Source organism: Streptomyces sp. NPDC086554 (assembly GCF_040686095.1).
Lineage (GTDB): Bacteria > Actinomycetota > Actinomycetes > Streptomycetales > Streptomycetaceae > Streptomyces.
In genome coordinates, this window is the sequence record NZ_JBFBJK010000011.1 from 183069 (window position 1) to 196674 (window position 13606).

Below are 13606 nucleotides of genomic sequence, written 5' to 3' on the forward strand. Positions count from 1 at the left end.
CTCGAACCCCACGCCTGCGGGGAGGGGTCACACCTGCTCGCGGCGCTCCACCACGTCGGCGAGCTTGGCAAGCGCGTCCTCGCGCGGAATGCCGTTCTCCTGCGAGCCGTCGCGGTAGCGGAAGGAGACCGTGCCCGCGTTCATGTCGTCGTCACCGACGATGATCATGAACGGGACCTTCAGCTTCTGCTGCGTCCTGATCTTCTTCTGCATGCGGTCCGAGGAAGCGTCGACCTCGACCCGCAGGCCCTTCTTCTTGGCGTCGGCCGCGAACTCCTGCAGGTACGGGACGTGCGCGTCGCCGACCGGGATGCCCACCGCCTGGACCGGGGCCAGCCACGGCGGCATCGCGCCCGCGTAGTGCTCCAGGAGCACCGCGAAGAACCGCTCGATGGAACCGAACAGCGCGCGGTGGATCATGACCGGACGCTGCTTGGTGCCGTCAGGGCCGGTGTACTCCAGGTTGAAGCGCTCCGGCAGGTTGAAGTCGAGCTGCACGGTCGACATCTGCCAGGTGCGGCCGATGGCGTCCTTGCACTGCACGGAGATCTTCGGGCCGTAGAAGGCGGCGCCGCCCGGGTCAGGGACCAGCGGGAGACCCTGCTTCTCGGCGACCTGCTGCAGCGTCTCGGTGGCCTCTTCCCAGATCTCGTCCGAGCCGACGAACTTCTCCGGGTCCTTGGTCGAGAGCTCCAGGTAGAAGTCGGTCAGGCCGTAGTCGCGCAGCAGGTTCAGGACGAAGGTGAGCGTCTTGTCGAGCTCGTCCGCCATCTGCTCCTTGGTGCAGTAGATGTGCGCGTCGTCCTGGGTGAAGCCGCGGGCACGGGTCAGACCGTGCACGACGCCGGACTTCTCGTACCGGTACACGGTGCCGAACTCGAAGAGACGCAGCGGCAGTTCACGGTAGGAACGCCCGCGCGCATCGAAGATCAGGTTGTGCATCGGGCAGTTCATGGGCTTGAGGTAGTAGTCCACGCCCTCGTCGAGCTGCATGGGCGGGTACATGCCGTCGGCGTACCAGTCCAGGTGGCCCGAGGTCTCGAAGAGCTTCCCCTTGGTGGCGTGCGGGGTGTAGACGAACTCGTACCCCTCCTCCTCGTGGCGGCGCCGCGAGTAGTCCTCCATGACCCGGCGGATGATGCCGCCCTTGGGGTGGAAGACCGCGAGGCCCGAGCCGATCTGCTCCGGGATGGAGAAGAGGTCCAGCTCGCTGCCGAGCTTGCGGTGGTCGCGCTTCTCGGCCTCGGCGAGGAACTCCAGGTGGGCCTTGAGCTCGTCCTTGGTGGGCCAGGCGGTGCCGTAGATGCGCTGGAGCATCGGGTTCTTCTCGCTGCCGCGCCAGTAGGCGGCGGCGTTGCGCATCAGCTTGAACGCCGGGATGTTCCGGGTGGTGGGCAGGTGGGGACCGCGGCAGAGGTCCTTCCAGCACAGGTCGCCGGACTTCGGGTCGAGGTTGTCGTAGATGGTCAGCTCGCCGCCGCCCACCTCGACGTCCGCGCCGTCGTCGCTGGACGCGGAGCCCTTGATGCCGATGAGCTCCAGCTTGTACGGCTCGTCGGCGAGCTCCTCGCGGGCGGCCTCGTCGGTGACGACGCGGCGCGAGAAGCGCTGGCCGCGCTTCTGGATCTCCTGCATCTTCTTCTCGATGGCCTTGAGATCCTCGGGCGTGAACGGCTTCTCGACGTCGAAGTCGTAGTAGAAGCCGTCCTTGACCGGCGGGCCGATGCCCAGCTTGGCATCCGGGAAGAGCTCCTGCACGGCCTGCGCCATCACATGCGCGGTGGAGTGCCGCAGGATGTTCAGGCCGTCCTCGGAGGAGATCTCGACCGGCTCGACCTCCTCGCCGTCCTGCACGGCGTACGCGAGGTCCTTCAGCTCGCCGGCCACGCGGGCGGCGACGACGGTGCGCTCACCGGGGAAGAGTTCCGCGGCCGTAGTGCCCGTCGTCACCACGCGCTCTTCCCGCTCGGAATCGCGTTGGATGATCACACGGACGTCTGACACCGGTCTCTCCTTGCTGAAGGGGTCGCGGCAGATCTGCTCCTGCGCGCGAAACGAATCGTACCGAGCCGGGGGCGCCCATCGCGAAACGGATATCCCCGGGCCCCGGCCGCGCCCCGCCCCCCAGACGCCCCTAGTCGCCGCTGCACGCCTCCTCGAAGAAATCGAGATTCTCCTGGAGCGACTTCATCAGGCGGTCCTTCTCCCCCTCGTCGACCTGTACGGGCACCACCCCGGACGCCCCGGTGAGCCGCCGGAAGCCGCCCCGGCTCTCCAGGCGTCCGTGCACCCGGATCGGAAGGCCCACCAGGTGCGCGTGCCCGGCGATGCGGTAGGCCTCCTCGTCCAAGGTCATCCGTACGTGGTGGACGTCCGCCCCGGCGAGCACGCGGACCCGCACCGTGCCGTTCCCGCGCGGCCCCGACCGCCGCATCCGCACCACGGCCCCCGTGATCCGCACCGCCAGCGCCGGCTCGTCCCGCAGATAGCGGGCGCCCGCCTCCCGGAGCACCGGCAGGTCACCGGGCGAGAACTCGACGGGCTCGGCATGCTGGGCGCAGCCGTCGGGCACCCCGGCGGCGGGCGCCCACGCCACGGCGATCCGCGCGCCTTCTGTGCCCCGCACCAGGGCCACGATCGCCTCCGTCAGCTCATGACTGACGCCCGCCTCGACCGCCCCGTCGAAGGCGTCCATGCCGCCGGTGGCGCGCTGATAGTCGACGGCCTCGCGGGCGGCGTACAGCGCCTGATGCAGCCGCACGGCGAGCTGCCGCCCGGTCAGGACGGGCACGAACGCGGTCAGCTGCCGCCCGCCCGGGGCGGGGCCGACAAGGACGTTCTCCAGAGACGTGGCGGCAGGACCGCGGTGCCGCGCGCCGTAGTACCCGGCGCGGCCGCGCGCCGCCAGGGCGCCCGCGAGCAGCATCTGCCGTGCCGCGGACCGCAGTTGCTCCTCGACCGTCCAGGTCGCGGCGCCGGCGGGCCCGGCCGGGACATCCCGCCACCAGCGGATCTCGTCGCTGGGCACGGTGAGCCCGACGAGCACGTCGCGGGCGGACGGTGACGCGCTGCGGGAGAGCGCGACGAGCGCCTCGCCGATCAGGTCCTCGCAGTCGGGGAAGGCCCTGCTCTCCGGCACGAGCAGGCTGGTGCCGCCGCCTCCCGGTCCCGGCGGCGTCCACCGGGCGTAGCGGCCCGCCGCTCCCCCGCGCCGGTGCCAGCCGTGCCGGTCGAGCAGCGCGCCGAGCACGGCGGGGTCGACCTGGGCGGGGGCGGGCACGCCGGACGGATCGGGCCAAGGGCCCGCAGCCTCGATGGGGTGCGGGCGAACGGGTCGTACTGGCTCATCGATCGGGCGGTGCATCAGGGTCTCCCTCCCGTCCCGACCCGCGTCATGATCTCGCAGAGGGCCCTGTCGTCGAAGATCCGCGAGGTCGGGACGCGCACGGTGGTCCTGCGCCGGCCGGTCACCTGGTGTCCGGCGAGGTTGGTCCAGTAGCAGCAGTGCCGCAGGTCGAGGCGGTCGTGGCCGGCGCGCAGCCAGTCGTCCTGCGACCGGGGCACGAGCATCACGACCAGGATCTTGTGCACCGAGACCGGTGTGCGGGCGAGCTTCTCCAGGTGCGGGTTGTCGAGCGTGAAGGAGAAGGCGGGCCCCGGAGGGTTCGGGGCTATCTGGTACGTGCACTTGAGCTGCACCTTGATGGTGACTTCGTCGTCGACCGTGTGCCCGGGGGCGCTGTGGCTGACGTGCCAGTCGATTCCGTTGTCCGGAAAGGGCTGTGAGAGCGAGCACCCCGCGGCTGCGGCGACGGCGTGCAGATAGCCCACCTGAAGGGTCTCCATACAGGCGGTGGTGGCGAGTGTGCCGCGCGGCGGTGCGATCCGCTCGGGCAGCAGCCCACCCTGTTCGGGCTGCGCGAGCGCCATGTCCAACGAGCCTTCCGAACCGGTGAATCCCGCTTCGGGCCGGTCAACTTACGGGCCCTGTACCTCTGTTGTCTCCGGGCCGCGTACAGCGCAAACGGCCCGGGTATCACCGGTGTGGGCAGGGGAGGAAAGCCATCTGCCGGACATGAACGAGGAGTTGCGTCACTATGGCGTGCTGGTACGAGGGGCCCTTGGCCGCATTCGACACGGAGACTACGGGCGTCGACGTCGAGACCGACCGCATTGTGTCGGCCGCCGTCGTCGTCCAGCAAGGCGCGGGCACCCGCCCGCGCATCACCCGCTGGCTGGTGAACCCGGGCGTCCCGGTGCCCGAGAGCGCCACCGCGGTGCACGGCCTGACGGAGGATCATCTGCAGCGCAACGGCCGCTGGCCCGCGCCGGTGATGGAGGAGATAGCGCGGGAGCTTGCGGAGCAGGGTGCTGCGGGCCGCCCGATCGTCGTCATGAACGCGCCCTTCGATCTGACGATCCTGGACCGGGAGTTGCGCAGGCACCGCGCGTCCTCGCTCGGCCACTACATGGGAGGTTCACCGCTGTGCGTCCTGGACCCGCGGGTCCTTGACAAGCAGCTCGACCGCTACCGCAAGGGCCGCCGCACGCTGACGGATCTGTGTGCGCACTACGCGGTCGAGCTGGACGAGGCGCACGACGCGGCGGCCGACGCGCAGGCCGCGCTCGATGTCGTCCGCGCGGTGGGACGTCGCTTCGCGTCCCGTCTCGAGCGGCTCTCGCCGGCCGAGCTGCACGCGCTGCAGGCGGTGTGGCACGCGGCACAGGCGCGCGGACTGCAGGCGTGGTTCGCCCGCAGCGGCACTCCGGAGGCGGTGGATCCCGCGTGGCCGCTGCGGCCCGAACTGCCTGCGGCAGCTTGACCGTCGACGCCGTACCGGCATGAAAAAACCGGTCCGTCGGTGACGGACCGGCATTCTCCGGGTGGGCGATACTGGGTTCGAACCAGTGACCTCTTCGGTGTGAACGAAGCGCTCTCCCACTGAGCTAATCGCCCGGGAACGGACTGAACAATACAGGTCCTCGCGGGTTTCCATCAAACCGCTTCCGGGTGAGCGGTCAGCTCCGCCGCAAGTACCCCTTCAGACCCCGCTCGCCCGCGCGCATCATCAAGGCGTGGTTGAGGAGGAAGACGGGCCGCCCGGGCACGGCGAGGCGCCTCATCAGCGGTTTGCGCACGACCACTTCCTGGTCGTAGAGCGCGCGCGTACCGCCCGGCACGGTCGTGACCGTCCAGCGCGCCCAGCCCTCCAGGTCCCCGGTCATCGCGATCTCCAGGACCCCGGCACCGGGGTCGCGCCGCCGCTCCTTGCCCGTGACATACAGGTCGTACGGCAGCAAAGAGCGGAAGCGGGCGGTGCCGCTGCGCTCGTCGACCGGCGTCACCGCGCGGACCTGCGGCCACCACTGCGGATAGTCCTCGGCCCGTTCCAGGGCGGCGAACACGTCGGCGCGCGGCGCGGGCAGATTCCAGACGCTGCGGAAGCGGTAGTGGCACCAGTCCATGGACCGAGTCTGCCGTGCGGGAGCACGACCGTCCGGCACCTCGGCCGATCCGATGACGTCGTGATCCGAGTACGCCGTGACCTGCGTATGTCGATCTGAGTACGTCGTGATCTGAGTACGTCCTGAGTATCCGTACCGATGTCCGGCACTGTGTCCCGGACCACACTCCACAACCATGACGAACATTCCGCCCCCGGCCGAGGAGCTGCGGATCCTCGACCTGGAGCTGCACCGGCTCGACGCGCGCAGGGCGCAGTTGCTGCACCGCCGCGCCTGGCTGCTGAGCGCCCTGCGGGCGACGGCCCCACCGCCGCCGGCCCCGCCCCGCCCGGGGCACACGCCCGAGGCCACGCCGCCAAACGTGCAGAACGCGCTGCTCACCCTCGGGGGCATCCTCCTGACCGTCGCGGCGATCGCCTTCACGCTGGTGAGCTGGGGGCACTTGGGCATCGGCGGCCGCAGCGCCGTACTGGCCCTCCTTACCCTCACGGCTCTCGGCACACCGGCGCTGCTCCTGCACCGCTCGCTGCGTTCCACGGCGGAGACGGTGGCGGCCCTGGGTCTCGCCCTGACCGTCCTCGACGCGTACGCCCTCCATGTCGTCGCCCTGCCCGACGCGGACCCGGTGGGGTACGCGGCGGCCGCGTCGGCGGTGCTGGCCGCACTGTGGGCGGCGTACGGACGGGTCTTCGGCGAGCTGCGACTGCCACTGCCGGTGGCCGTGCTGACCGCTCAACTCCCCCTGCTGCTCTGGGCGTCGGACTCCGGCACCCATGCGATCGCGGCCGCGCTCCTGGTGACGGCGGCATTCGACACGGCGATCGCGCTGCGGGCCACCGACGCGGTGGTACGCGTCGTCGCCACGGTCGGAGCATGCGCGACGGGCCTGTGGGGCGCGCTGAGCGCCGGCTGGCTGTCCTGGTCGGCCACGGACGTACCGGAGGCGGCACGGGCGGCCGCGCTGCTCGCGCTTGCCACGTCGATCGCCCTCGTCACGGCGTGGCTGACGTCGCGCTCCTCGCCCGCGACGGCGACGGGCACGGCGTTCGCCGGCGCGCTGACCGCGGTGGCCGCGGTAGGCGGTGTCGCCCGGGAGGTGCTGCCCACCGGCTGGTCGGTCCCGGCCCATCTGGCGTGCGCCATCGCCCTGTTGGCGGCGACACGGATCACTCTGCCGCACCCTCTGCGCAAGGGGATCGCAGGGTCGGCCCTCCTGGTGCACGGCCTCGCGGTGCTGTGGACGCTGCCGGCGGTCATCACGACACTGCTCGGCCCCACACGCTGGGCCACCGACCCCTGGTCGACCACCCCACCTCACACCGCCCACGGCCTCTCCTCCCTGACCGACCTGCCGGTGTCCGAACCCGCCATGGCTTCACTGGTGTTGGGGGTTGTCGCGGTCGTGGCCTTCATCGTCGGGGAGAAGGGTGCGGCTTGGGCCGCGGAGACGACGGGGAGTGGGCCGGCCGGGACGGGCGAAGGCATCGGGGGCGTGCGAGCAGGCGGAACTGCCGCAAGCGCCCGGGCCGGAGGACCGACCGGCACGACCGGGGCCACGGGAGCCGCCGGAACCACCCCTGCCGCGGAGACGGGCCAAGCCACCCCGACCCCCGGAACTGCCGCAAGCGCCACATCTGCGGGCCCTGTCGGAGCCGCGGGAGCCACCCCCGCCGCCGACACAGGCCGAGCCGCCCACACCCCCGCAAGCCCCCAGGCCGCAGGGCCGGTCGGAGGCTCCGGGATCGCCGGGCCCCCTGGCGCCGACGCAAGCCGCGGTATCGGCGTAGCCGCCGCGCTCCCCTCCCCCGCAGCCTCCCTGCTTGCCGTCGCACGCCCCATCGCCCTCGCCCTCGCCTGGGCCGCGGTCTTCACCCTGCCGTTCGCGTTCGAACTCCCCTACACCGCCGGGCTTTTCGTCCACTGCGCCGTGACCGCGGTGCTGCTCGGCCTCGCGGTACGGGGCAGCGATTCGGGGGTGCTCGCCCGTACTTCGCTGGGTCTTGGGCTCGTCTCCTCCGTGAGTGTCGCGTTCCTCTCCCTCGCCACCACGCCTGCGACCCTCGGCACGCTCGGCGCCCTCGCCGGGCTGTTCCTGGCCGCCGCCGTCCTCGCCTCCCGGCGCTCGGCGACCGGCGTGGCCGCCACCGCCGTCGGTGCGGGCATCGCGTACGCCACCGCACTCGTCTGCGCCACGGGCGCCGCCCTGGACCTGCGCCTTGACCACACCGGACTCCTGGTCCTCGTCGTCCCGGCACTCGCCGCCGGGGGCGCGGCGCGGCTCGGTCGGCACGCCTTGACGCCGATCGTCGAGATCACCGGGGCAGCGGCGGGCGGGCTCGGGATCGTGCTCACCGTGGGGCACGCCCCGACCCTGGCCACGGCCCTCGCCCTCGGCGGTGTCATCGCCGCGGGCACGGCAGTGCGCGCGGACCGTCGCCGGGTCGGGTACGCGGCCGGGGTGCTGTTCCTCCTGGCGACCTGGGTACGCCTCGCGTCCTGGGACGTCACCACGCCGGAGGCGTACACGCTGCCCGCCACCGTCCCGGCCCTCGCCGTCGGCTTCCTACGCCGCCGCAGCGACCCCGCCGCGTCCTCCTGGACGGCCTACGGCCCGGGCCTCGCGGCGACCCTGCTGCCCAGCCTCGCCGCCGCGTGGGGCGACGCACACTGGCAGCGGCCGCTGCTCCTCGGCACCGCGGCACTCCTGATCACCCTGACCGGCGCACGGCACCGGCTCCAGGCGCCGCTCGTCATCGGCGGCACGGTCCTCGCCCTGGACGCACTGCACGAACTGGCGCCCTACATAGTCCAAGTGGTGGACACACTGCCCCGCTGGCTGCCACCCGCACTGGCCGGACTGCTGCTCCTCGCCATCGGCGCGACGTACGAACAACGACTGCGCGACGCGCGCAAAGTCCGCGACGTACTCGGCAGAATGCACTGATCCGTTTTCCGTCCACTTTCTCGGACGGTCCGTCAATTCCCGTAAAACTCAAGGGAACTACGAGCGAATACGACTGCGGCCCGGAGGCTTAAAGCCTCCGGGCCGCAGTTCCGGGGTGGGCGATACTGGGTTCGAACCAGTGACCTCTTCGGTGTGAACGAAGCGCTCTCCCACTGAGCTAATCGCCCCGGGCGCACGGAGAACATTACCGCATGTCAGCGGGTGCCTCCGACCGCCCCGGAGTCACCCGTGGGTCACTCCTTGATCTTCCATGGCATCTCGAGGCCGAACTTCCAGACGTAGACCGCGACCAGCACGGCGACGATCACCAGGCCGATGGTCGTCAGGATGATGTTCCGGCGGCGCACCTTGGGATCAAGGGCACGCTGCGCAGCCTCGGTGACCTTCCGCTTCGTCCAGCGAAGCACCAGCTGGGCCCAGACGAACTCGGTGGCCCAGATCGCCATGCCACCGAAGATCACCAGCCAGCCGGGGCCGGGCAACGGCAACATGACGATGCCCGCGGCAACCACCGCGAGCCCCACGATGAACACGCCCACCTGCCAGCTGAGGTGCAGCGTCTTGCGGGCCTGGACGAACGCAGGAGCGCGTGATCCAAGCGGCTGTTCGGCCTTCTCACCGTCGGTCGCGGACGCGACCCCCGGCTCGTTACTCCCCGTATTCATACGGCCAAACCCTACCGGACGGAAACCCGTCACCGGAATGGCCGCACGCTCCCAACAAATACCCCGCCGTACGAGCTACCTAAAGACACGCAAAACCCTCAGAGGGGTTTACAACGGCACCGTAGGTGGCATGTCGATTTCGCCGACGTGCGAATCCCCGAGCGCACACTGAGCGAAAGGCCCTGGCGCTTATGAACACCACGGTCAGCTGCGAGCTGCACCTGCGCCTCGTTGTGTCGAGCGAGTCCTCACTGCCTGTACCCGCAGGACTGCGGTATGACACGGCCGATCCCTATGCCGTGCACGCCACCTTCCACACCGGAGCCGAGGAAACCGTCGAGTGGGTGTTCGCCCGCGACCTCCTCGCCGAGGGCCTGCACCGGCCCACCGGTACCGGCGACGTCCGAGTCTGGCCGTCCCGGAGCCACGGTCAGGGTGTTGTCTGCATCGCCCTGAGTTCCCCCGAGGGTGAGGCTCTGCTCGAGGCCCCGGCGCGGGCACTGGAATCGTTCCTCAAGCGAACCGACGCGGCCGTGCCACCCGGCACAGAACACCGCCACTTCGATCTCGATACGGAGCTCTCGCACATCCTGGCCGAAAGCTAGATCCAGGCGGCGTGAGAGCGCCCGGCGCCGTCCGACTCGGGGCGACGGCTCGGGCACGACAACCGCATAGGCCAGGCACCGGCGCCGTCGCCGCGGATTCCCGCGGGGACGGCGCCGGTGCTGTGTGTCGGGAAGCCGCTAGCATCGGCCAGCATCGACGGGCACACCTGCCCGACCCCCAGGCCAGGGAGCGAATCGTGCTGATCACCCACGACACCCGGTGTGCGCTCGACGCCGTGGTCGATCTGGTGAACACCGCACCGGACGACGAGAGCGCCGAGACCGAAGGGCTCGCGGACGTAGCGGCGCTCGGCGAGTTCGTACGAAGCCACGACATCAGCGACGTCGGGGTGCTCACCGAACGGGACCTCGCGGGCGTGCGGCAGATCCGCAGCCGCTTCTACGAGGTCTTCGCCTCTCCCGAGCCACAGGCCGCGGCGGCGGTGATCAACGAACTGGTCGCGGCGGCGGGCACCACGCCCCGGCTCACCGACCACGACGGCTACGACTGGCACGTGCACTACTTCGCGCCGGGCGCGTCCATCGCCGACCACCTGGCGGCGGACTGCGGGATGGCGCTCGCGTTCTTCGTGGTCGCCGGTGAGCAGGAGCGGCTGCGGCGCTGCGAGGCACCGGACTGCCGGCGCGCCTTCGTGGATCTCTCCCGCAATCGCTCGCGCCGCTACTGCGACAGCAGGACCTGCGGGAACCGGCTGCACGTCGCCGCCTACCGGGCCCGTCGCAAGGAGGCGGCGGGCTGAGCCCCCTGCGCCGGCGGCTACAGCCGCAGCAGATCGTGCAGCGAGCCCATCAGGAGCAGGAAGCCGATCACCGCCAGGAAGATCATCAGGGGTGGCTGGGAGAGCGCGAAGAGACAGCCCTGCGGCTCCTCGGTCGGCGCGACTCGCTCATCGGTCGGCGGGGCGGCATCGCCCGGTGTGGTGGTGTCCAGCATCTCGCGGCGATGATGACGCAGTCGGCGCACCTCCGCCGACCAACACGCCCGGAAAGGGCGGGAGTTCGCTGAATTCCGTGACCTGAAAAGTCCAGCGCCCCGCGCGTTCCGTCCATGGCTCACCAGCGTGGCACCTCGTCAGACTCGGCCCCGCCGCCGTCCGCACGAACGAGGGAGCCACACATGCGCATGGAACGCAGACGGCTGTTGACGACCGCGCTCGGCACGGCCGCGGCCGCGATGGTCCCGCTCGCCACGGCGTCCCCCGCCCGCGCGGCCGGCTGGCAGCGAGTCCCGCATCGCGGCATCCGGCCGGATGATCCGGAGGGCCGCGCGCCGCTGGCCAATCCGCGCCGCGGCTTCCGCTACGAGATGTCGTACAACGCGATCGACCTGACGAGCCCCTGGCCGAACGAGGCGGACCACTCCCCCGACGCCGCGAAGACCCTGGACCTCCTGGAGCGCGAGTACGGGCCCGGTGCGAACCTGACCCAGCTGTACTTCTACCTCTGGGACTTCGCGACGACCACCATCCCGCAGAGCGCGCTCGACAACATCGAGAGCGTCTTCCGCGGGCTGCGTCGCAAGGGATACGCGGCGGTCCTGCGCTTCGTGTACGACGACGGGGTCCGGGAGAACCGGCGCTACACCGTGCAGGACATCCAGCGGCACATCGGGCAGCTGGCGCCGCTGGTTGCGCGGGGCAGCGATGTGGTGGCCGTGTGGCAGGCCGGGTTCCTTGGCGCCTGGGGCGAGTGGCACGGGAGCTACTACAAACACGAGACGTATCCGGACGCCGTGACCGCCATCATGACGACGCTCGTCGGGGCGCTCCCGCCGGGCATGCACACCCAGGTCCGGTACGCGGAGAAGCGCGACATGATCACCAACGAGGCGATCCTGGACCGGGTCGGCTTCCACAACGACTACGTGACGCTCGGCGAGGGCCTGTGGGACTACTACGTCCCGGACAACCCCGGCTGGCCCAGCTATCTCGACGTCTCGCCGACGCGGATGATGGACGGCGAGATGCCCTGGGACAAGGGCCAGAGCGCCGATCCGTACGCCTGGAGCACGGTGATCCCCGGGGTGCCCGCCGCGCGGCGGCTGCAGACGCTGCGCTTCGACAGCCTGTCCCTGGTGCACAACGCCACGGTCACCGTGCCGGCCTGGCAGGCGGCGGAGCTGACCGAGCGGCAGACGGCGGACGCGCTGCTTCCGGTCTCGGACGGCTACTTCCGGGGGCGTGACGGGCGGCCGGTGGCGCGCACACAGTTCGAGTATCTGCGGGACCACCTGGGCTACCGCATCGAGGTGCGCGAGGCCCTCTACGACCTCTCCGGCGCCCGTGGCGGCCGCATCCCCGTGGAGGTCGACGTGGTCAACCGCGGCTTCGCGGCGCCGAAGCATCCGCGTCCCGCACGGCTTGTGCTCCTCGACGCGGACGGGCGGACCATCGCCTCGGCGGACACGGGGGCGGACTGGCGGGACTGGCGGCCGCAGGGGCGTGCGGAGACCGGCGACGACCACTCGGGCCCGAAGGTCACGACCGTGCGCGGGGAGCTCGCCCTGCCGTCCGGCGTGCGCGGCCGCCACCGCCTGGGACTCGCCCTGCCCGACCCGTCCATTCCCGGGAAGGGGCGCGCGGTGCGGTGCGCCAACGGGTCCGTGACCTGGGTCGACGGTGTGAACGTCCTCGCCGAGATGCGGCTGGGCGGCTAGCCGGCCGCCCAGCTCTCGCAGCCCGCCCTCGGGGGTTCGGGGGGTGTCAGATGCCGTGCTTCTTCAAGATGGCCTCGATGTCGCTGAAGTCCTCCGTGGGCGCGGCCGCCTTCGGCTTGGCCTTGGCCTTCGGCTCGGGCTTGGCGGCCGGGCGTATGCCCTGGCCGAGCGAAGGCGCCGACGCCGCGGGGGCGACGGCCTCGCTCTGGGCGGCCTTGGCCGCCTTGCGCTCCTCGCGGGTACCGACGCGGCGGCGCTCCACGGCCCGGGTCGTCATGAAGAGCAGCCAGGCGACACCGAGGACGCCGAAGCCCGCCCACGCCTTCACGCTGAAGGCGGTGTCGGCCAGCCATCCCACGACGCCGGTCATCACGAGGCCGACGGGGACCAGGGAGTACGCGGCGAGGCGCGTCGCCGCGAGGAAGCGCTTTCGGTACGCCGTGACGGCGGCGATGCCCAAGCCGGCCGCGGACACGGCGGAACAGACGGTCTCGGCAATCATCCGGTCCTCCAGGGCATGCGGGCTTGAACGGTGACAATGTCGTCCCTTCCATCCTGCACCGGGTGGCCCCTCCCGAGCCACGTCCTGGGCGGACCTCAGGGACATATCCGGGTCCGGCATCCTCCGCAGGTCCCGGTCGGTGGAAGACTGAACCCATGAACGACTCCTCCCCCGCCGACCTCACCGGCCCCGCAGGACCCGTGGTCATCGACGTCTGGTGCGAGCTCCAGTGCCCGGACTGCACCCGCGCCCTCGACGACGTACACGCCCTGCGGGCCCGCTACGGCGACCGCGTCGAACTACGCCTTCGCCACTTCCCGCTCGAGAAGCACAAGCACGCCTTCGCCGCCGCCCAGGCCGCCGAGGAGGCCTTCGAGCAGGGCAAGGGCTGGCCGTACGTCGAGGCCGTGCTCGGGAAGGTCGCGGACCTGGACAAGAAGGGCGAGTCCGTCCTCGTCGAGACGGCCCGCGAACTGAGCCTGGACTCCGAGGAGTTCGACACCGCCCTGATCGACGGCCGGCACATCCTGATCGTCGACGCCGACCAGGCGGAGGGCAAGGCGATCGGCGTCACCGGCACACCGACGTACGTCGTCGGGGGCGAGCGCCTCGACGGCGGCAAGAGTCAGGAAGGCCTGCGCGAGCGCATCGAGGAGATCACGGACCGGCTGCTGTCCGCCTCCGGGCAGGACGGCTCCTAGGGCCTGTCCGATGGGTCCTGCCGGG

The 13606-nt window shown here is 71.1% G+C and carries 13 protein-coding genes and 2 tRNA genes; 6 read left to right on the forward strand and 9 right to left on the reverse strand.

What is annotated here, in order from left to right; all coding sequences use genetic code 11:
- Positions 1-27 precede the first annotated feature (27 nt).
- The 3 genes from thrS to AB0O76_RS20155 all read right to left on the reverse strand — a co-directional run bounded on the left by thrS (position 28) and on the right by AB0O76_RS20155 (position 3930).
- On the reverse strand, positions 28-2004 hold the full coding sequence (gene thrS / locus AB0O76_RS20145) for a threonine--tRNA ligase (RefSeq protein ID WP_365492781.1): 1977 nt from the start codon (positions 2002-2004) through the stop codon (positions 28-30).
- 130 nt (positions 2005-2134) lie between these two features.
- Positions 2135-3367 carry a hypothetical protein gene (locus AB0O76_RS20150; RefSeq protein WP_365493113.1) on the reverse strand — a complete coding sequence of 411 codons (1233 nt, stop codon included), beginning with the start codon at positions 3365-3367 and terminating at the stop codon, positions 2135-2137.
- Positions 3364-3930 carry a DUF4365 domain-containing protein gene (locus AB0O76_RS20155; RefSeq protein ID WP_266868974.1) on the reverse strand — a complete coding sequence of 189 codons (567 nt, stop codon included), beginning with the start codon at positions 3928-3930 and terminating at the stop codon, positions 3364-3366. The genes AB0O76_RS20150 and AB0O76_RS20155 overlap by 4 nt, the downstream gene beginning before the upstream one ends.
- Positions 3931-4097: 167 nt before the next feature.
- On the opposite strand from AB0O76_RS20155, the gene AB0O76_RS20160 reads away from it, so the two are divergent.
- Entirely contained in the window at positions 4098-4823 is a 726-nt protein-coding gene (locus AB0O76_RS20160; protein ID WP_365492784.1) for a 3'-5' exonuclease, read from the forward strand.
- A gap of 62 nt (positions 4824-4885) precedes the next feature.
- Here AB0O76_RS20160 and AB0O76_RS20165 read toward each other — a convergent pair.
- Together AB0O76_RS20165 and AB0O76_RS20170 are read right to left on the reverse strand one after the other, a co-directional pair.
- Positions 4886-4957 (reverse strand) — tRNA-Val (locus tag AB0O76_RS20165).
- 62 nt (positions 4958-5019) lie between these two features.
- Positions 5020-5466 carry an SRPBCC family protein gene (locus AB0O76_RS20170; RefSeq protein ID WP_365492787.1) on the reverse strand — a complete coding sequence of 149 codons (447 nt, stop codon included), beginning with the start codon at positions 5464-5466 and terminating at the stop codon, positions 5020-5022.
- Positions 5467-5641: 175 nt separating this feature from the next.
- On the opposite strand from AB0O76_RS20170, the gene AB0O76_RS20175 reads away from it, so the two are divergent.
- Entirely contained in the window at positions 5642-8410 is a 2769-nt protein-coding gene (locus tag AB0O76_RS20175) for a hypothetical protein (RefSeq protein ID WP_365492790.1), read from the forward strand.
- Between the two features lie 116 nt (positions 8411-8526).
- Here AB0O76_RS20175 and AB0O76_RS20180 read toward each other — a convergent pair.
- Positions 8527-8598 (reverse strand) — tRNA-Val (locus AB0O76_RS20180).
- A 66-nt stretch (positions 8599-8664) separates the two neighbouring features.
- Positions 8665-9096 (reverse strand): TIGR02611 family protein, encoded by a 432-nt coding sequence (locus tag AB0O76_RS20185; RefSeq protein WP_365492793.1) that lies wholly within the window; start codon positions 9094-9096, stop codon positions 8665-8667.
- A gap of 191 nt (positions 9097-9287) precedes the next feature.
- On the opposite strand from AB0O76_RS20185, the gene AB0O76_RS20190 reads away from it, so the two are divergent.
- Complete coding sequence (locus AB0O76_RS20190) at positions 9288-9701, forward strand: SsgA family sporulation/cell division regulator (protein ID WP_003959770.1); 414 nt, start codon at positions 9288-9290, stop codon at positions 9699-9701.
- 197 nt (positions 9702-9898) lie between these two features.
- Positions 9899-10462, forward strand: a complete 564-nt coding sequence (locus AB0O76_RS20195; protein WP_360771974.1) for a CGNR zinc finger domain-containing protein — start codon at positions 9899-9901, stop codon at positions 10460-10462.
- A 17-nt stretch (positions 10463-10479) separates the two neighbouring features.
- Here the strand turns inward: AB0O76_RS20195 and AB0O76_RS20200 are convergent, their stop codons facing one another.
- Positions 10480-10656: a hypothetical protein gene (locus AB0O76_RS20200; protein WP_365492796.1), complete on the reverse strand. Its 177-nt coding sequence runs from the start codon at positions 10654-10656 to the stop codon at positions 10480-10482.
- Positions 10657-10845: 189 nt separating this feature from the next.
- Here AB0O76_RS20200 and AB0O76_RS20205 point away from each other — a divergent pair, with 189 nt between their 5' ends.
- The gene (locus AB0O76_RS20205; protein ID WP_365492799.1) at positions 10846-12378 is read left to right on the forward strand and encodes a DUF4874 domain-containing protein; all 1533 of its coding nucleotides are present in this window, start codon (positions 10846-10848) and stop codon (positions 12376-12378) included.
- Positions 12379-12424: 46 nt separating this feature from the next.
- Here AB0O76_RS20205 and AB0O76_RS20210 read toward each other — a convergent pair whose 3' ends face one another.
- Positions 12425-12880 carry a hypothetical protein gene (locus tag AB0O76_RS20210; protein ID WP_365492802.1) on the reverse strand — a complete coding sequence of 152 codons (456 nt, stop codon included), beginning with the start codon at positions 12878-12880 and terminating at the stop codon, positions 12425-12427.
- A gap of 155 nt (positions 12881-13035) precedes the next feature.
- On the opposite strand from AB0O76_RS20210, the gene AB0O76_RS20215 reads away from it, so the two are divergent.
- The gene (locus tag AB0O76_RS20215) at positions 13036-13581 is read left to right on the forward strand and encodes a DsbA family protein (protein WP_365492805.1); all 546 of its coding nucleotides are present in this window, start codon (positions 13036-13038) and stop codon (positions 13579-13581) included.
- Positions 13582-13606 lie beyond the last annotated feature (25 nt).